General features: G+C 42.3%; 17 protein-coding genes. 12 read left to right on the top strand and 5 right to left on the bottom strand.

Annotated features, from left to right (window positions below; translation table 11 throughout):
- The first annotated feature begins 10 nt into the window (after positions 1-10).
- Entirely contained in the window at positions 11-844 is an 834-nt protein-coding gene (locus HC643_RS13690) for a hypothetical protein (RefSeq protein WP_038073843.1), read from the top strand.
- 140 nt (positions 845-984) lie between these two features.
- Complete coding sequence (locus HC643_RS13685) at positions 985-3,168, top strand: dynamin family protein (RefSeq protein ID WP_237265878.1); 2,184 nt, start codon at positions 985-987, stop codon at positions 3,166-3,168.
- A gap of 53 nt (positions 3,169-3,221) precedes the next feature.
- Here the strand turns inward: HC643_RS13685 and mutL are convergent, their stop codons facing one another.
- Entirely contained in the window at positions 3,222-4,904 is a 1,683-nt protein-coding gene (gene mutL, locus HC643_RS13680) for a DNA mismatch repair endonuclease MutL (protein ID WP_038073838.1), read from the bottom strand.
- Positions 4,905-5,188: 284 nt separating this feature from the next.
- Here mutL and HC643_RS13675 point away from each other — a divergent pair, with 284 nt between their 5' ends.
- Positions 5,189-5,533: a rhodanese-like domain-containing protein gene (locus HC643_RS13675; RefSeq protein ID WP_038073903.1), complete on the top strand. Its 345-nt coding sequence runs from the start codon at positions 5,189-5,191 to the stop codon at positions 5,531-5,533.
- Between the two features lie 35 nt (positions 5,534-5,568).
- Here the strand turns inward: HC643_RS13675 and HC643_RS13670 are convergent, their stop codons facing one another.
- Positions 5,569-6,603 carry an adenosine deaminase gene (locus HC643_RS13670; RefSeq protein WP_038073836.1) on the bottom strand — a complete coding sequence of 345 codons (1,035 nt, stop codon included), beginning with the start codon at positions 6,601-6,603 and terminating at the stop codon, positions 5,569-5,571.
- 208 nt (positions 6,604-6,811) lie between these two features.
- On the opposite strand from HC643_RS13670, the gene HC643_RS13665 reads away from it, so the two are divergent.
- The 6 genes from HC643_RS13665 to HC643_RS13640 all read left to right on the top strand — a co-directional run bounded on the left by HC643_RS13665 (position 6,812) and on the right by HC643_RS13640 (position 12,312).
- On the top strand, positions 6,812-8,155 hold the full coding sequence (locus HC643_RS13665) for an adenylosuccinate synthase (protein ID WP_038073833.1): 1,344 nt from the start codon (positions 6,812-6,814) through the stop codon (positions 8,153-8,155).
- A gap of 91 nt (positions 8,156-8,246) precedes the next feature.
- Complete coding sequence (locus HC643_RS13660) at positions 8,247-8,831, top strand: 50S ribosomal protein L25/general stress protein Ctc (protein WP_038072672.1); 585 nt, start codon at positions 8,247-8,249, stop codon at positions 8,829-8,831.
- 115 nt (positions 8,832-8,946) lie between these two features.
- The gene (locus HC643_RS13655; protein ID WP_038072671.1) at positions 8,947-10,521 is read left to right on the top strand and encodes a bifunctional aminoglycoside phosphotransferase/ATP-binding protein; all 1,575 of its coding nucleotides are present in this window, start codon (positions 8,947-8,949) and stop codon (positions 10,519-10,521) included.
- The gene (locus tag HC643_RS13650; protein ID WP_038072669.1) at positions 10,503-11,000 is read left to right on the top strand and encodes a hypothetical protein; all 498 of its coding nucleotides are present in this window, start codon (positions 10,503-10,505) and stop codon (positions 10,998-11,000) included. Before HC643_RS13655 ends, HC643_RS13650 begins: the two co-directional genes overlap by 19 nt.
- A gap of 260 nt (positions 11,001-11,260) precedes the next feature.
- Entirely contained in the window at positions 11,261-12,049 is a 789-nt protein-coding gene (locus HC643_RS13645; protein ID WP_038072667.1) for a YdcF family protein, read from the top strand.
- A gap of 38 nt (positions 12,050-12,087) precedes the next feature.
- Entirely contained in the window at positions 12,088-12,312 is a 225-nt protein-coding gene (locus HC643_RS13640) for a hypothetical protein (RefSeq protein ID WP_038072665.1), read from the top strand.
- A 6-nt stretch (positions 12,313-12,318) separates the two neighbouring features.
- On the opposite strand, the gene HC643_RS13635 is transcribed toward HC643_RS13640, so the two are convergent.
- Entirely contained in the window at positions 12,319-12,591 is a 273-nt protein-coding gene (locus HC643_RS13635) for a ferredoxin-thioredoxin reductase variable chain (protein ID WP_038072663.1), read from the bottom strand.
- 297 nt (positions 12,592-12,888) lie between these two features.
- Positions 12,889-14,823: a 4-Cys prefix domain-containing protein gene (locus HC643_RS13630; protein WP_038072661.1), complete on the bottom strand. Its 1,935-nt coding sequence runs from the start codon at positions 14,821-14,823 to the stop codon at positions 12,889-12,891.
- A 392-nt stretch (positions 14,824-15,215) separates the two neighbouring features.
- Between HC643_RS13630 and HC643_RS13625 the strand changes: the two genes are divergently transcribed.
- Both HC643_RS13625 and HC643_RS13620 read left to right on the top strand, forming a co-directional pair.
- Complete coding sequence (locus tag HC643_RS13625; protein ID WP_038072659.1) at positions 15,216-15,650, top strand: NfeD family protein; 435 nt, start codon at positions 15,216-15,218, stop codon at positions 15,648-15,650.
- 28 nt (positions 15,651-15,678) lie between these two features.
- Positions 15,679-16,677, top strand: coding sequence for an SPFH domain-containing protein (locus HC643_RS13620; protein WP_038072657.1), 999 nt, complete (start codon positions 15,679-15,681; stop codon positions 16,675-16,677).
- Positions 16,678-16,754: 77 nt separating this feature from the next.
- Here the strand turns inward: HC643_RS13620 and HC643_RS13615 are convergent, their stop codons facing one another.
- The gene (locus HC643_RS13615; protein WP_038072656.1) at positions 16,755-17,153 is read right to left on the bottom strand and encodes a Fur family transcriptional regulator; all 399 of its coding nucleotides are present in this window, start codon (positions 17,151-17,153) and stop codon (positions 16,755-16,757) included.
- Positions 17,154-17,389: 236 nt separating this feature from the next.
- Between HC643_RS13615 and purS the strand changes: the two genes are divergently transcribed.
- A complete protein-coding gene (purS, locus tag HC643_RS13610) occupies positions 17,390-17,674 on the top strand; it encodes a phosphoribosylformylglycinamidine synthase subunit PurS (RefSeq protein ID WP_038072654.1) in 285 nt (94 codons plus the stop codon).
- Positions 17,675-17,702: the final 28 nt, after the last annotated feature.

Below are 17,702 nucleotides of genomic sequence, written 5' to 3'. Positions count from 1 at the left end.
TTAAAGTATAGTGGAAGATGATAATCTCAGCAGCTTATATGATGACGTTATTCTTAACATACGTCCTCAAATACAAGGATTAAAGAGAGGTATTCTATATAAAACAATTCAAATATTGCTTGAGGAGGAAAAATCAGAAATACAAGAGAAAACGCACTTAATTTGTGAATTTCTTGGTATAAAGGCTAATGCTTATCAAATTGAAGATGAAAAAATTGTTAAAAGTTTAGTAGAAGTAGTTTTCATTAAAAGACAGTTCCTGATACGAAATACACCCTGTTCAGGGTTAATAGAAAGTTTTTCCAAGCTAGTTAATCAATCTATTAATAATAATGAGGAAAGCATGAATTGGATTATTGTGACAGCTTGTACATTAGTTGGAGTAATTTATTGTCAGCAGTATCTTAGTAAAAATAGACATACACAAGCAAAATATAAACAAAAATTTGAAAAAGTAAAACAGCAAGTTATTCCTATCGAGCCCGTTCCTGCTGACCTCTGCCTTATTGTTCCAGCATCTATAGCTGGCAATTTCAAAAATGGTTCAAACTTAACTACTGATGAACTAATAAATCTTATAGACAATGCTTCATATTTCTTATGTACTACTCTTAAAAATGCCGATCTCAATGAAAAAAAATTAGAAATAACAGAGGACTTTATTTCTTCTGATAGTAAGCGTGAAGTTTATATGAGAATTAAGATTTATGATGGAAAAAATCTTATCGATCAGAAGATACCATACTATTTAAAATCAAATTTACCAAAACATACTTTATATATTATCGAACAGTTGGCTTGTTTAAAAAATCTGTCTGGTTTAGAAAAATTTAACCGTGTATAAGGATTATATAAATGGATTGGAAAACAGCATCTTCCTACTACGAGGCTCGTCTAACTGAAGCCCTAAACGTACAGCGATACGCAATTAATTTAGCTAATTTACCTCAAGCTGAGGTTCCCTCGCAATTAAAAGAAATACTATTGCAAGAAGCAGAACCAGCACGCCGTCAACTTGAGAGACTGAGAAAGCGAGAGTTTCGCATTGCAGTTGTCGGTTTAGAGAAAGCGGGAAAAAGTACTTTTATCAATGCTTGGTTAGAATGCGATTTACTCCCAGCTAAGGGAGGAAGGTGTACATTTACAACAACGCAAATTTATTCGGTTCAGAATGACACAGAGCAAAAGCTGGAAGTACAGGCAAAAACTGAAGAACAATTTATTAATCTCTTAAACGAACTTCAGAAAGTAAACGCGCAAGAAGATATTAATACTATACGAAATAATGAAATTACCTTACAGCAAGTAAGAAGAGAAGGTAATCGTATTTTTCCATTTACTCGTCTAGAAGATATCAAGGAATCGCTCAAGAAATATGTAGCTGATGAAAAGTATGCTCATGCTGTTTTAGAAGCAAGACTTTATACTAACAAACTTGCTCAAGCTGAAGGTATTGTATTTTATGATGTTCCTGGTTTAGATTCAGGTTTAGCAAAGCACGTGGACGAAGCCAAGGCAATGCTGTCAGATTGCGATGCTGTAATATTAGTACAGCGTTTTACTAGCTTGAGAGAGAAAGAACTAGAAATTATCAAATTTACAGAACTTGGCGACAAGAATATTACCGTTGCTGATAAACTTTTTGTATTTTTAAGTCGTATTGACTCATTAGGTAGTGCAGAAGCCCTGAAAACTCATATTGAAGAAGCGTCTCAAGATTGGTTTAAACGTGCGAGACTTCCACAGGAACGTATTGTATACGGTTCGGCTGGGGCATATCTACTTTTGAATGGATTAGCTGGAGAACAGACAAAGTTCGAGATTGGTGATGCAGGTAATATCCAAGCCCAGTTACAAAGGTTAACTGGAATTAATGATGAGGAAGCTTTAAATAAACAAGCGACTGGAATTCCAATCATAAAAGAAAAAATATTTAATTATATTAACAAAGAACGTGTACTTATCTTAAAAAAGAGATGCGAGGCTTCTATAAAAACTATTTTAAATACATCTGAAGAAATTTATAATTTAGTTCGTAAACGTTATTCGGAAAATCCTGAAGAAGCAAAACGATTTGAAGAAGATCGGAAACGAATTTTATTTAGCGAATGGTGGAATAATAAATGGGAACAGAAGAAAGCCGAACTGCAAAAATTTTATGATTCTTCGGTTACCAATAATTCTCTAGATAATTTAACTGCGAATTCCGCAACCAGTCTTGCTAAATTTAAAGATAGATATTTAGAAATTGTTGCTAGTGAAATCCAAAAGCTGAGAGAAGAAGCATTTAGAAAAAAAGATATTATTTTTGCTGCCAACTCATACCCTCAATTTGACCGCATGAAAGCTAATTTCGCTTGGCGTGAAGATTTATACGGCGATATTAGTAAACTTTTATCTTCCATAGCTCGACAACTCGCTCTGGAATTGAAAGATGAGGCATTAACATTAGTCGAATACATGACAAACTTATTGTGGGGTAGCAAACAAGTAAAAGAAAGATTAATTGCACAATCAGAAGAATACTTCTTATCTAAGCTGGAAAATAGTTTAAGTGTTCTATTCTTACGCTTTGCCCGTCCTGTTGCCGAAGTATTAATTCGTGCTCCGCTTAACAGCGATGCACGCGATAAAATTGCTAAGAGCCTTGGAGTTGACATTGAAATAGTAGATAACTATTACACGGGTGAAGAACTGGCTTTTCAAGTTCTCAAAAGATACGCAAAATATGGGCATCAATTGCTTTGCAATAGGACGATAAGACAACAAGTTTTAGGAGTAACAGGAGTAGGAACAACTATTGTTAATGTTGCTAGTGAAATTCAATTACCCCAAGATGATGTAATCTTTGAAGTTGAAACCGATATTAATGCATTTGAAGAATACTTACGTGCTGCTATTTTTGAAGCAGCAGGTTTTGAACAATACTGTATTCAAGAACTTAAGGGCTTGATTGATACTTTTAGAGAAAAGCAAGGTACATGGATGGGGATTGCGCTTAATGAGTGGTTACAAGGAAATCCACTTCTGTTAGCAGAAATACCGCCAGAATTACGATCGCAAGAGTCCCACTTAGAAGTTAGCGAACGTTTGCGACAATTATCTACTGCACTAAAAAAGACTCGGATACAAGAAGTGCAATTAAATTCCGTACTTGTTGAAGTGTAGTCTTCGCAAGTTGTAGGAGCAATATGAAAAAGAAACTTGCTAAAAATGCTTGTTCAAATCCCGTGACTTTTGCCAATCACCCAATTACGGCGGAAGAAACGGGCTAAAGCTGGCTCTTCTAAAGATAGGCAAATTGGGCGTCCGTGAGGACAGGTGCGCGGATTGCGCGTGCGCTGCCATTGCTCTAGTATTGCTTGCATTTCCGGTTGAGTCAGGGATGTGCCGTTACGAATAGCGCTGCGACAAGCAACAGCAACCTGCGCTGTCTGTAAATCACCGCCCAAACTGAGTTCTAAAATGGCTTCAGCACAGTCATCTCGCTGTTTTAAGAGTGCGGGAACGCTGCGAATTGCCCAAAGCTGTTCCCCAAATGTTTCTATGTCCAAACCAATGTGTTCTAATTGCGCTATTTGGGCTGGAGAAAGTTGATAGAGGATAATAGCTGGTTCAACGGGAACAATTTGCCAGTTATCGCAAAGTTGCTCGTATAAAATGCGTTCGTGAGCAATGTGCTGTTCTACCAACCACACTCCACCGGGATGTTCTGCGACGATATAAGTGTTGTTAACTTGAGCAACGGCTTTTATATTGTGGGGAGTAGAAGGTTGTTCTGCGGGGTTGGATGAATTGAGGTTATAGGCGGCTTTTTCTTCTGCTGCTTTCAGTAATTGACTGACGCGTGTTGTGTGGGCGGATTCTCGAATAGATGTTGAGTTGAGGCGGAGTGATTTTTCTATGGCGAGGGAAATTTGCTCTTGCCAATGATTGAGGTGGTTGAGATAAATTTCCGATTTTGCTGGATTGCGGTTCCAGTTGACTTGTTCGGGGGGAATAAATAAGTGTAAAAAACAAACAGGATAGCGATCGCGTGGTAATGTCCTGTGAAATCCTGTCAAAATCGTTTGCTCTAACTCCGGTGATTTTACCATCCGTTTGTTAATTGCCACTTTTACCCAATCCGGGCGGCGACGGTGACACCTGTCTGGTAATCCTATAACTAATGAAAGCAGGGAATCGGGGGTGGGAAGTGAGGTTTGCTCTGGGTTTGGAACTTCTAGTTTTAATTCGTGGAGATCGGATTCTTTAATTTGATGTACGATTTGGGGCAACAGTTGAGCAACTGCTGATGAGGGATAAATGGAAAACCATTCCCGGTCATTTTGACACACTTGCCAAGTAACGTGAGGATGACACAGCGCCATTTGTTGAAGCGTTGCTTGCACTGCTTTCATTTGTTGTGCAAGGGATGGCAATCCCTCTCGACGGGATGACCAATTTTCAAAGAGATTGGAAACTGTGACGATAGTACCTGGAGCGATCGCGGCTTCCTCTATATGTCGTGCTTCTCCTCCATAACCATAAATAATTCGCCACCCTCCATCCCCACAACGAGGACGGCTTAATATTTCTAAATCTGCCAGTGTTGTCAAACTGTGGAGTGCTTCTCCACGAAAACCCAAGCTTGTGATTTTCCACAAGTCAGCACATTGTCGAATTTTACTGGTGCTGTGGGCAGTCGCTGCACGTTGTAAGTCATCTAAAGACATCCCGCATCCATTATCAACAACGCGGATACGCCATTGTTGGGGCCATAAAGAAACTGCAATTCTCGTCGCACCTGCATCTAAGGAATTTTCTACTAATTCCCGCACGACAGAAGCGAAGGAGTCTATAACTTCCCCGGCTGTAATTAGATGTACTACTTCTGTTGGTAAAGCTTGAATACATAGCATAATGTATCAGTATAAAATAGAAGCGCACATCTTTAATGAATTTACATATTGGCTATTTACCCTCGTGACGGTAGCGAAAAAATCCCCAGTCATTGAGTGGATTTTTACAGTTTTCTAAAAATCTTTAAGATAATTAAATTAATTTATTTAAACTTAAAAATAAATGTGTATAAATTGTAAAAAAAAGTCGATAAAAATCAGATTTTTGATAGATTTCAAATTGATAAGACAGTGGCTGGCTCAAAAGAGCAAAGCAGTCACTGCGATGCAGTATCAGAGAAATGCTTATGGAAAACACTCTGTTAGGTGCTTTTGCGTCCCACTCGGATGCTCATGACCTCAAATCTCGTCTTGAATGGGGTCAGCCAGGTTTTACTATTGTTGATGTGCGCGATCGCCGAACCTTCAATCAGGGTCACATCAGTGGCGCGATCCCCATCCCTTTAAATGACCTGACAAAAAGAGCTTCTTCCCTAGTTAAAAGCCGAGACATCTATATTTATGGGGAAAGTGATGAGCAATCTGCTAATGCAGCACAAACGCTACGAGAAGCAGGATTTGCTCATGTCTCTACACTCACTGGCGGTCTAGCAGCTTGGCAAGCTGCAGGTGGTGCTGTAGAAGGGGTTTAATTAAGTGAGTGGTTAGTGGTTAGTGGGAATTTCCACTAACTACTAACTACTAACTCTTGATGATTCAGCAACCCATTAAGTAGAGATACCGGACGCTGTCTGTGAGGCCAAGCAAAAGCATGGCGGAAAGCAGCATCCTGACAAGCTTGCAGCTGTTTAAAATTGATGATGTCGTAAGTTAACAGATTTTCATACTCAAAAGGTAGGCGCACGTTGTGCAATCCAGCATTGTCAGTACAAATCGCAATGTCTACCCCCGCCTCAAAACAAAGGTCAAACACCCGCTTGAGTTCGCGTATATCTTGTAAAGTCCCTGTTTTTACGTAAGTTGTGGGACAAATTTCCAAACACTGACCTCGCCTTGCGACATCTTTAAGTAATTCTGGATAGAGCAAAGGAATTTGAATTCCATGACCGATCCGCATTAAATAAGGCAAAAGTTGGGGATAACAACCAGCTGTGGTTTCGTAAAGGTGACCTGTGGTATTGAGATTTAGCGATCGCGCATACTCATAAAGCCTCACCCATTCATCCAAACGCTCGGCATAGTGACTGTCTCCCCCAGCCACATCTATACCACAGACGTATTGTGGATTTTGTGCTGCTAGCTCGACAATTGCTTTGTTGACTTCAAAAGGCAAGCGCGAGTGCATGCAAAGAATTTGGCTGTTAATAATGGGATATTCTGAAAGTTGGCTGGCTTTGCCCACAACTTCCACGATTTCTGCCATCTTGTCAATTCTTTCAGCTTGGCTCAGATGCTCTGGCGTTCTCAAATAAGGCGTATAACGCAGTTCTAGATAAGCAAGATTTTCAAAGATATACGCGCCTCGAAGCAGACGATAAATAAAGTAAGGTAAAGTTTCTACTGTTTGTACGCTTTCTACAAGAGTGTGCAACTCTAGATATTCATCTAGAGTATTGCGAGGGCGAGTGTAAAATTCTTCAAACTCAGAGTAATGAGAAAAGCGAGAAATTAACTCTGAGGAATGACGCTCAAAGTAGCGCCACAATACACGCGGTACAACCGAACCGCCCAAATGCCTGTGTAACTCAGCATATAGAGCCATGGTAGTCTTTTCCCTAAAAATTTTAATTATTATTAACAGTAACAAATAAACTCAAGGATGAAGTATGAAGTATAAAGGATGAAATGTAATTTATTATACCCTAATACAAATTGAGCAATGCCCGGTTACTGTTTATTTAGTTGACAGAATTAAAAGAATCTGGTAATAATAGTTATTTGTGGAAACTTTAGCTCTCTAAAATAATCACTTGGCTAACGTCATTGTTATAGGTGCCCAGTGGGGCGATGAAGGAAAAGGAAAAATAACCGACTTACTCAGCCGCTCCGCAGATGTTGTTATACGTTACCAAGGGGGTGTCAATGCTGGACACACGATTGTAGTGAAGGATCAAACCTTCAAACTGCACTTGATTCCCTCTGGTATTTTGTATCCAGATACCGAGTGCATGATCGGCTGTGGAACAGTCATAGATCCACAGGTTTTGATAAAAGAACTTGACCAACTTGCCAAAGTTGGTGTTTCTACTCAAAATCTGCTAATTTCTGAGACAGCCCATGTGACAATGCCCTACCATCGCGCAATCGAGCGGGCATCGGAAGAACGCAGGGGAAGCCATAAAATTGGCACAACCGGTCGCGGTATAGGTCCGACTTATGCGGATAAATCCGAACGGACAGGCATTAGAGTCTTGGATTTAATGGACTCGGAAGGGCTGCGCGAGCAGCTAGAATGGACGATTAATTACAAGAACGTCATTCTAGAAAAACTGTACAACCTCCCGCCTTTAGACCCCAAAGAAGTCATTGAGGAATATCTCGGGTATGCGGAACGTTTGCGCCCTCATGTTGTTGATACTTCCTTAAAAATATACGACGCAATTCAACGGCGACGCAATATTCTGTTTGAAGGAGCGCAAGGTACACTTCTTGACCTGGATCACGGAACTTATCCTTATGTCACGTCCTCCAATCCAGTCGCAGGCGGCGCTTGTGTTGGAACGGGGCTAGGACCAACAATGATCGACCGAGTGATTGGAGTGGCTAAAGCGTACACCACGCGAGTGGGAGAAGGACCATTCCCTACAGAAATACACGGGGAAATGGGAGAATTGTTGTGCGATCGCGGTGCTGAATTTGGTACAACAACCGGACGCAAGAGACGGTGTGGTTGGTTTGATGCCGTGATCGGTCGCTATGCAGTGCGAATTAATGGTATGGACTGTTTGGCAATTACCAAACTAGATGTCCTTGATGAAGTCGAGGAAATCAAAGTTTGTGTTGCTTACGAGATAGATGGAGAACGCAGCGAACACTTCCCCACGAGTTCCCGTAAGTTTGCCAGATGTTGTCCTATTTACAAAACTATGCCGGGATGGCGTACCCCAACAACTCACTGTCGTTCGTTAGAAGACTTGCCAAAAGAAGCACGAGATTATTTAAAATTCTTGGCAGAGTTGATGGAAGTTCCGATCGCGATTGTCTCTTTGGGAGCCAGCCGAGACCAAACCATTATTGTGGAAGACCCCATCCACGGACCAAAACGTGCTTTATTGAACCATGAAGGTACTCCACCCTCATTACTGAGTGCGTAATTTGTTAGTAGAGCTAATGATTAATAACAATTAGCCATTAGCAATTAGCAATTAGCAATTAGCCATTAGCCATTAGCAATTAGCAATTTTTATGGAACTTACAATTGAATGTCAAAAGAGACCAGATGGAAGCAAACCCAATGCTTTGCGCCGTTCTGGTAAAATACCAGCCAACTTGTACGGTCATCAAGGGACTGAGTCAGTCGCACTTGTTCTTGACGCTAAAGTTGCCGAACGCCTTCTCAATAAGGCTTCTATTAACAACTCCATAGTTGACCTAAACGTTACCGATATTCCTTGGCGTGGGAAAACTTTGCTGCGGGAAGTTCAATCTCATCCAGCCAAAGGTACGCTTTATCATCTGAGCTTTTTTGCTGTTGCAGGTCACGGCGATACTGATATAGAAGTCCGCTTGCACCTTGTAGGAGAACCCGTTGGGGTAAAGAGAGATGGTGGCGTATTAGACGTACACATCACTAATTTGGCACTGCGTTGCTCTCCAGAGAGTATTCCTGAAGCAATTGATATTGATATTTCTAACTTGGAAGTTGGTGATAGTTTGCAGGTAGACCAAATTCCTTTACCTGGGGGTGCAAAGTATATGGGTGAGCCAGGTCAATCTGTTTTAACCATTTTGCCTCCCCAGAGAAGTTCTGAATCGGAAACAGAATCCTAGGGTTAAGAGACCTGGTGAGTTAAAGTTTGCTATAGTATCCGTGGAAACCAGGGGTAAAACCTCTGGTTTTTTGGTACTAAACCTTACTAGGCGCTAAGGGCGCACCAGAGAAGAGATGGCAGAGGTTTCTATTCCCCCTTTAATTCAACAGATGTTGGAGCCTGGGTTTTATCCCCATGAGGTGAGCGAACCTATTCAATTGATTCAAACCCATATTTCTTACGTATTGTTAACAGGTAAATACGCTTATAAGGTAAAGAAACCAGTCAATTATGGTTTTTTAGATTTTTCAACTTTGGAGAATCGGCGACATTTTTCTTATGAAGAGTTGCGTCTGAATCAAAGAGGGGCTGCAGAATTATATTTGGAGGTGTTTCCCATTGCTTTGGTAGATGGGAAATACCGTTTGGGTGATACGGGAGAACCTGTGGAATACGTTTTGAAAATGCTGCAGTTCCCTGAGGATGCTTTGCTGAGCAAGCTGTTTAAACAGGGTCAGTTAAATGAGGAACTTGTGGAAGAGTTGGGACGGGTTGTAGCTGCGTATCACGCCAATAAAACCGTAACCAATGATTATATTCGCTCCTTTGGTGAAGTCGAGCAAGTTCGTGTGGCATTTGATGAGAATTACCAGCAAAGTGAGAAATATATCGGTGGTCCTCAAACACGGGAACAGTTTGAGGAAACAAAGAGGTCTACAGATACTTTTTTCTCAGAATATGGCGAAGTTTTTAAGAATAGAATTAAAAGCGATCGCATTCGCGAATGTCACGGGGACTTGCACTTAGGTAATATTTGTTTGTGGCAAAATAAATTGTGGTTGTTTGACTGCATTGAGTTTAACGAACCCTTTCGCTTTGTCGATGTGATGTACGACGTTGCTTATGGCGTAATGGATTTAGATGCTCAGCAACGTTTGGATTTGAGTAATGCGTATCTCAATACTTATCTTGAGGTGACAGGAGATTGGGAAGGCTTGCAAGTTTTGCCTATATACTTAAGCCGTCAATCTTATGTCCGCGCTAAGGTGACTTCCTTTTTGTTAGACGATCCGAGCGTCCCTGCTTCCGTTAAGGAGGAGGCGACAAAAACAGCAGCCACTTACTATAAACTGGCAAGTGAGTATACAAAACCCCGTCAAGGACAACTGATTCTCATGTCAGGCGTATCGGGTTCTGGTAAATCCACTACCGCAAGGTATTTAGCTCGTCACCTGGGTGCAATTCACGTTCGTTCGGATGCGGTACGAAAGCATTTAGCTGGTATTCCATTGTTTGAACGGGGTGGAGATGAGATTTATACAGCCGAAATGACTCAGAAAACTTACACGCGGCTGTTAGAATTGGGAATTTTGCTGGCAAAACAAGGTTATACGGTGATATTAGACGCTAAGTACGACCGACAGCAGTTACGAGAGGACGCGATCTCCCTCGCCCAAATGCATCAAATTCCGATACAAATTGTTCAATGTACCGCATCAAAGGAGGTTTTGCAAAAGCGGCTTTCAGAACGTACAGGTGATATTACCGATGCAACTGTCGATCTGTTAGAATCACAACTGCAACAGACCGAGCCTTTTACTGAAAAAGAGAAACCTCTTGTAAAGATTTTGGACACAATCCAACCACTAGAGGCACAATTAAAAGAGATCATTCGCCGATCGATCCCCTTATGGCACCACCAAAGTTAAGCTTCTCTGGAAACTTTATTACTCAAACTCTATTTGGGTTATTTTTAACACTAGTATTTTTAAGCACAGGGTATCAACCATCCTTAAGTATTTTCTTAGGCGTACTTGGTGGTATTGCCATAGGATGGATGACGTCAGCACAGAAAACGGGTCCGAAACAACCTGATATAGGTGTTTCTGAAGGCATTGATGCGGGGCTAAAATACTGGTTGTTTTTCTTACTTGGCTTTGTCTTTGCAGGCTACAATCCTCCTATGGGTATCTTGCTAGGTGCAATTGCTGGTATAGGTGGCGGTTGGATTATTGCTTGGTGGGAAACTAAAGAAGATACCAGAACTCAGCTACCGACAGGTGATATGGAAGAAGCAGAAGCTACTCTTCCCGATGACAAACCAGTCAGGCGACAAGTTAGAAAAACCACCCGTAAATTCCGTCGCCGTTCCAGTGGAGGCATTAACCTCCGGTTTTGGGAAAGGTAAACTTGGCTAATAGCTAATGGCTAATGGCTAATGGCTAATGGCTAATGGCTAATGACTAATGGCTAATGACTAATAGTTAACTACCATTAGCTCTTCGGGTTCGCCCTCTGGGTTCGCCAGTCCCCAGGGCGCGGGAAACCCGCCTACAGGGCTGGACTCACCAGTAGCCAGGGCGCGGGAGACCCGCCTACAGCACTGGTCTCACCGCCTGCTTTCTCTGGTCTCACCATTAGCTATTAGCAGTTAACAATTAGCAATCCATGTTCCTATATCTGTCCAAATTATTACCGCTATTTTTCTACCCACTGGGGCTAGCTTGTGTGTGTATGCTGATAGCTTTCATTATGTTGTGGAAGCGACCCCGCACAGCCGCTTTTTTTATTGTGCTGTCGCTCGTGGTGTTGTTAGTCAGTAGTAACAGCTGGGTGGCTCGAAGTCTTGTGCGTTCTCTGGAATGGCAAAATATTCCAGGTGGAATTCCAAATGCAGAAGCTATTGTGGTTTTAGGTGGCGCAACGAAATCAGCTTTTCCTCCCCGCCCAACTGTAGATTTAAATGAAGCGGGCGATCGCGTTCTTTATGCGGCTCAACTCTATTTGCAAAAAAAAGCACCCGCGATCGTCCTCAGTGGTGGTCGGATTGATTGGCGGGGTAGGGGTCCATCTGAGTCGGGAGATATGGCGTCAATCCTATCTTCCATTGGTATACCAGCAGAGGCACTCGTGCAAGAGCCTGATTCCTTAAATACCTATCAAAATGCAGTCAATGTGAAAAAAATTCTCCAGTCCCGTGGGATTCGTCGTGTATTATTGGTAACTTCCGCGATGCATATGCCGCGATCGCTGCTGATTTTTAAGCGTCAAGGAATTGATGCGTTTCCCGCACCTACCGACTTTCTTGTAAGTGAAGGCGAATTACAAGAACTAACTAGCAGCCCCAAATCAGCCATCTTAAATTTGCTGCCTAGTGTGGATAACTTAGAGATGTTAACGGCTGCTATAAAAGAATATGTTGGGATTGTTGCTTACGGCTTGCGTGGATGGCTTTGAGGAATGTTCTCAATCCAAAATCTAAAATCTAAAATCAAATGTCTCAACACTTACCACATATTATTCCTGCTCCTCAACCGGAAGTTGAGGAAACCTTTGCTTCATACCAGACAACTTACCAGTTCTATCAGGAAGTTCAAGCTCGTTCTGAGTTTAAACGCCACTGCGAGTGGTATCACATGACAGCAGAGCAAAACCGCCAAGAATTAGAAAGAATGCGCGGCGAACTAAATATAATGCGATGGTTCTGTCGCCGCAAGTAAACTTGGTTATATAAGCTCTAATTCATTTTCTCGTAAATGGGCTCTAAATTTTTTACTAAATTGAACGTAGATGGGCAAGTTAGCGCTGACAGGTCTGCCTTGCCATTGGTTGATTACACGCTCAACTACACCTTCTGAACCTTTGAGGTCAAAAGCTTTTCCCCGAGATTCGGGATTGTGGTAAACGATGACAGATTCTTTAACACGGACGCGATCGCCAATTTTCATATCTTCTTTTACACCTTGCTTCTGTATTTCCACCAGTGTCTCCACAGCTATTCCTCACTGAAAATTGCTTTTTTTGAAAAATAGACTGCTTGCAAAATCTGACCTTCGGACTTAGTCTGCACGGACAGGCTGTTCGGTGCTTGTGACGTTATCAGACAAACAAAGCCTGCCCGTGCAGGCTTTAATGTTATAGATTATCCCGCAACATTACCTTTTTTCTCCAAAGAGAGTTGAAGGAGAAGAGTTTCGGGAAATATTTTAATCCCTGGGTGCCTTAGCAAGAGGTCTAATCCTTCTTATCTTCACTCTACTGTGCTCCATAGGTCAACCTCTTATCCCCCGATCCCCTTATCTCTTACACAATCCCCGCACGTTTGGAGGAAGTTTCTGACAAGTTTGCTGGAATGTTTGAGGGCTCAATTTCCACCAAGCAAACAATCCGCCACCTGTACCGGCTGCAAGCACGGCAAACAATCCCAAAATCCATATCCAACGAAAACGGTGGCGCTGAGTTTTTCCGGGGGCTTGAGCTTTCTTCCCTACAGCAGGTGGGGCTTCTGTATCTAAATCCAAAAGCGCTTGAGCGCTCGCTGTCAGCTCCTGTTCTTCCTCTTGTTCGATTTCTACCGGGAGTAGCGATCGCGTCATGGGTACCAAATAATCTGGGGAGACACGGCAAAGTGTCAGAACAACAGACACGTTGTCGTGAGCATTTTTTTGATTTGCCAAATCAATCCATGCAGCAACAGCATCCTCTGGGGATAGTTCGCCTCTTAACACTGGTAAAGCAAATTCTTGCCAGGAGTGTTCTACCCAGTCATTGTCACTTAAGCCATCAGAGCACAGCAAGAGTATGCCGTCTTCTTCCAAAATAAATCGTTGAATTGAGGGACGCAAAAACTCACCATCTTTTGTTCCCAAGGCTTGGGTAAGGGCTGTAGCATCTGGACGTTCTAGGGCTTTGCGATAAAAACTCCGCCCGTAACGGACTTCCCGCCCTGCAACATCATCATCTACCGTCAGCAATTGACAATAGTGATGGGTCATCCAGTAAGCACGGCTATCGCCGACACTTGCTAAGTAAAGTTCGTGAGCATTGTGAGACTCCCATCCTGCGGGAGTTTGAACGACCTGTGGCGGTTGTACCGCCATCACAACAGTCGTACCCATTCGTTGGGTTCCTTCGCGGTTTTGTTCGTTATTGCAATTGCAAATCAGATTATTTACAATCCGCAAAATGGCTTCGAGTTGTTTTTGCAATAAATCTGGTGTGGCGAGTTCTGTTTGTTCCGCAACCTCAGCTAGCAAGGCGCGGATTTGTAGCTTTAAGGATTGCACCGCTAATTGGCTTGCGACTTCGCCACCTTCATGTCCGCCAATACCATCGCAAACAATTGATACATGAGGCAATAAGGGGTCATCTGGATCTACAGAATCAGTGGGGTAGCAAGCATCTTCATTCTGAAACAAGACTGTAGAACCAATATTTGTATTTCCCGATACTCGTACCATGAGCGGCAATTCTGCTGCTGATGAGAGCAGTAAAGCATTCAGTTGAGAAGTGATAGTTTCTAAATTAGCTTCCCCACTACGCATCTGCTGTACAATATTTTTTAATTCTTTTGCGACTTGAGTTTTTGCAGTCGCTACCCAAGGTTCCCAGCATTCTGCTAGTTGTTGTAAAGGCTGAGTGTGTAGGGACGCAGCGCCTCTAGTTTCTACAAGTTGTACCAATCGCACGCACCAACCTTGTACTCGCAAGTTATAAGGAACAAGCAAACTTCCAGCAACTCTCAGTTCTGATAGCGGTGTCCATAATTGAAGAATTTGCCACAGCCAATAAACTTGTCTGACACCTTTTGCTTGTTCCCAAGCATCTTCTAGTGTTGGGTAGAGATTTCCCGTTTCATCTATAGGTGCATTTTCTAATAAGAAAATAGGATTTCCATGTCCTATGGGTAAATAAACTAATCCATGAACTTGAGGCAAATGCAATCGGTGATGGTATAAACGTAGATATGGAATAATTTCTTCTGGTACGTCTTCTGGTATGTCTGGCGCTCGTCCTGGTAAAGTATCCAACCAGATTTGAGGCGTAATCACCTCATATCTATCTTCTACCTTTTCTCCTATTTTAAATTCGGTTGCTGATAGCCCGGTTGCCCAAAGATAGCGATGAACTATAGGTGTTTGGCAACTCGAACAAATACTATCTCCCACAGAATTAATAGGGTTGCTACAGTCTGGATTTGTGCAATAAATTATTCGTTGAGTAGAAAGCATGAAAATGGTTAGTGGTTAGTGTTTGGTAGTTGGTGGATGGTAGTTGCTATAGCAGCCCGTGTAGGAGTTGCAAACACCTCTTCCTTGTCTCCCTTGTCTCCTTTGTGCGGATCTCAAATAAGATTGCTATAGTTAGTGGTTGCTGGTAACTACTGACGATTGTTCAGCACTTCTCAACCTAGAACGTTAGAATAAAGTTGAATTGTACACTTAATACTTCAGTAGGTAGGTATAAATAAACAAAAGTATATTACAAAATGTAAATATACTAAAAACTTTTACTAAGGTCAAATGATAAACAACTCAGTCTTTTCTGGAAACAGTTAACGCATGAATGTATTTAAACCATAAGAAATGCGTTGATGGCTAAATATATTTTTTAGGATGGCTTTATGCCAAGTACTACCCTTATTTGGCTGTTAGCAGGTGCGCTTCTGTGTTTAACGGAACTGTTTGTGCCAACAGCTTTTGTTGCCTTTTTAATGGGCATAAGCGCTTTTGTGGTGGCGCTGTTGTCTCAAGTGATTTTGCACAAGTTATGGCTGCAAGCAGTGGTTTGGCTGTTGCTTTCCACATCTTTCGTCTTACTTAGCCGTCGATTTGTAACACCGTCACGACGCAAGTCAAAAATTCAGCAAGCGATCGTAGCTGAAACTTTAACTGAGATTCCTGCGGGGAAAACTGGACGAGTTCTGTATGAAGGCAATTCTTGGCGGGCGCGATGTGACGATGAAAAACTCAGCGTAGCAGCCAATCAAAGAGTTTATGTTACAAGGCGCGAAGGTACGACTCTCTACGTGATGCCTGAGAATATATTGCACTCATAAGGCGCTGAATAAATAGGAAACTTAACATATGGAACAGTTTTTTTTACTTGTATTTTTAGCTTTAGGCGGTTCTGCCTTAGCAGGTTCTGTAAAAGTCATCAATCAGGGTAATGAAGCCTTAGTGGAACGTTTGGGTAGCTATAACAAAAAGCTAGAACCGGGGCTTAACTTTATCATTCCCGTTGCAGACAGACTGGTTTTTCGCGAAACTATCCGGGAAAAAGTGATAGATATTCCCCCACAACAGTGTATTACTCGGGACAACGTGTCAATTACTGTTGATGCGGTGGTTTACTGGCGCATTGTCGATATGGAGAAATCTTACTACAAAGTGGAAAACCTCCGCATGGCAATGGAGAATTTAGTACTGACTCAAATTCGTGCGGAGATGGGTAAATTGGAGCTAGATGAAACTTTTACCGCCCGCGCTCAAATTAATGAAATTCTGTTACATGACTTGGACGTTGCAACCGATCCTTGGGGTGTAAAAGTCACGCGGGTAGAACTGCGGGATATTATTCCTTCTCAAGCAGTCCGGGAATCGATGGAACTGCAAATGGCAGCAGAACGCCGCAAACGAGCAGCTATTTTAACTTCTGAGGGAGACAGAGATTCCGCTGTCAACTCTGCTAGAGGTAAAGCTGATGCCCAAGTTTTGGATGCAGAAGCCCGCCAAAAAGCGGTGATTTTGCAAGCTGAAGCCGAACAAAAGGCGATCGTTCTTAGGGCGCAAGCAGAACGACAACAGCAGGTGCTCAAGGCTCAAGCTATTGCTGAATCAGCAGACATTATTGCTCAAAAAATTAAAACAGACTCTACCGTTCATCAGGCTTTAGAGGTTCTGTTTGCTTTGGGTTACTTGGATATGGGTGCAACAATTGGCAAGAGTGATAGCAGTAAGGTCATGTTTATGGACCCACGTACTATCCCTGCAACCTTAGAAGGTATCCGCTCAATTGTTGCAGATGGTCATACGGACTCAAATCCCTTACTGGGCTTGCAAATGCCCCCAGGAAATAAGGGATAGGAGAATAGGGGACAAGGGGGACAAGAGGTTAATATAATTCCTTCTCTCGAGTCCCCAGTTCCTACTCCCCCTTATCTCTATTCCCCAGATGCTTGTGCCACCTGACATTGACTGCACAAGCCGAAAAATTCTAGGGTGTGATAGAAAATTCTGAACTTGTGAGTATCTTGCAACTGAGTTTCTAAATCGTGGACCGGGCATTGGTTAATTGGAATGGATGCACCACACTGGAGGCAGGTTAGGTGATGCTTGTCTTGCTGCGCTAAGCTGTAAAGGGCTTCTCCGTTACCTAATGTCCTGACTTGTACCATGCCTTCAAGTTTTAAGGCTTCCAAAGAACGATAAACGGTTGCCAAGCCCATGCTTTGGTTGCGGTTGCGTAATTCCACATAAATATCCTGCGCGGATATACCCTGCTTGACAGTTTTCAGCAGATTTAGAATGCGATCTTGACTGCGTGTGCGAACGGCTCTCATAGACAACAACATACGATTGAGATCTCTCTTATTTAACCAGTATTTTTTATACTGTCACCATGACTATTTTCTAGCTTAACCCCTAATAATGGGAATCTCATAGTCCCTTAGCAACAAGATTTTTTAAATTGTTACCTTGGCTAAGTTTTAGCTTAACTTTTTATAAGCAAAATCTTATAGCTTCCAGTTGCAGCAAAAGGATGTAGTATTACGATCGCAGTCTTTAGCTAAAGCCAGTGCAAAGGAAGTATCAAGCTAAAATTTATGTGACACTCCGTCCTTCAGTCCTAGACCCTGCTGGTGTAGCAGTAAGCTCGGGACTGAAACAGTTAGGATATCACAATGTCGAGCGGGTAAGGATCGGTAAATACATTGAAGTTACCCTCTCCGCACCAGATGAAAGCACAGCCCGCCAGGACCTGGATCGGATGTGCGACCAAATGCTCGCAAACCCGGTGATTGAAAATTATCGCTTTGATTTGAGTGAAGTCGAATCAGAAACAAGAGTTGCTAATGGCTAATGGTTAATAGCTCATTGCACCATTAACC

It is taken from the genome of Tolypothrix bouteillei VB521301 (assembly GCF_000760695.4).
In the GTDB taxonomy this organism is placed as follows: Bacteria; Cyanobacteriota; Cyanobacteriia; order Cyanobacteriales; family Nostocaceae; genus Scytonema; species Scytonema bouteillei_A.
This window is presented reverse-complemented; position numbering and strand designations above follow the sequence as displayed.

Coding starts and splice junctions, on each gene's coding strand:
- HC643_RS13660 (WP_038072672.1), top strand. CDS start 8,247: ATGGAACTTACAATTGAATGTCAAAAGAGACCAGATGGAAGCAAACCC.
- HC643_RS13655 (WP_038072671.1), top strand. CDS start 8,947: ATGGCAGAGGTTTCTATTCCCCCTTTAATTCAACAGATGTTGGAGCCT.
- HC643_RS13640 (WP_038072665.1), top strand. CDS start 12,088: ATGTCTCAACACTTACCACATATTATTCCTGCTCCTCAACCGGAAGTT.
- HC643_RS13670 (WP_038073836.1), bottom strand. CDS start 6,603: ATGGCTCTATATGCTGAGTTACACAGGCATTTGGGCGGTTCGGTTGTA.
- HC643_RS13630 (WP_038072661.1), bottom strand. CDS start 14,823: ATGCTTTCTACTCAACGAATAATTTATTGCACAAATCCAGACTGTAGC.
- HC643_RS13615 (WP_038072656.1), bottom strand. CDS start 17,153: ATGAGAGCCGTTCGCACACGCAGTCAAGATCGCATTCTAAATCTGCTG.
- HC643_RS13645 (WP_038072667.1), top strand. CDS start 11,261: ATGTTCCTATATCTGTCCAAATTATTACCGCTATTTTTCTACCCACTG.
- HC643_RS13620 (WP_038072657.1), top strand. CDS start 15,679: ATGGAACAGTTTTTTTTACTTGTATTTTTAGCTTTAGGCGGTTCTGCC.
- HC643_RS13675 (WP_038073903.1), top strand. CDS start 5,189: ATGGAAAACACTCTGTTAGGTGCTTTTGCGTCCCACTCGGATGCTCAT.
- HC643_RS13650 (WP_038072669.1), top strand. CDS start 10,503: ATGGCACCACCAAAGTTAAGCTTCTCTGGAAACTTTATTACTCAAACT.
- HC643_RS13625 (WP_038072659.1), top strand. CDS start 15,216: ATGCCAAGTACTACCCTTATTTGGCTGTTAGCAGGTGCGCTTCTGTGT.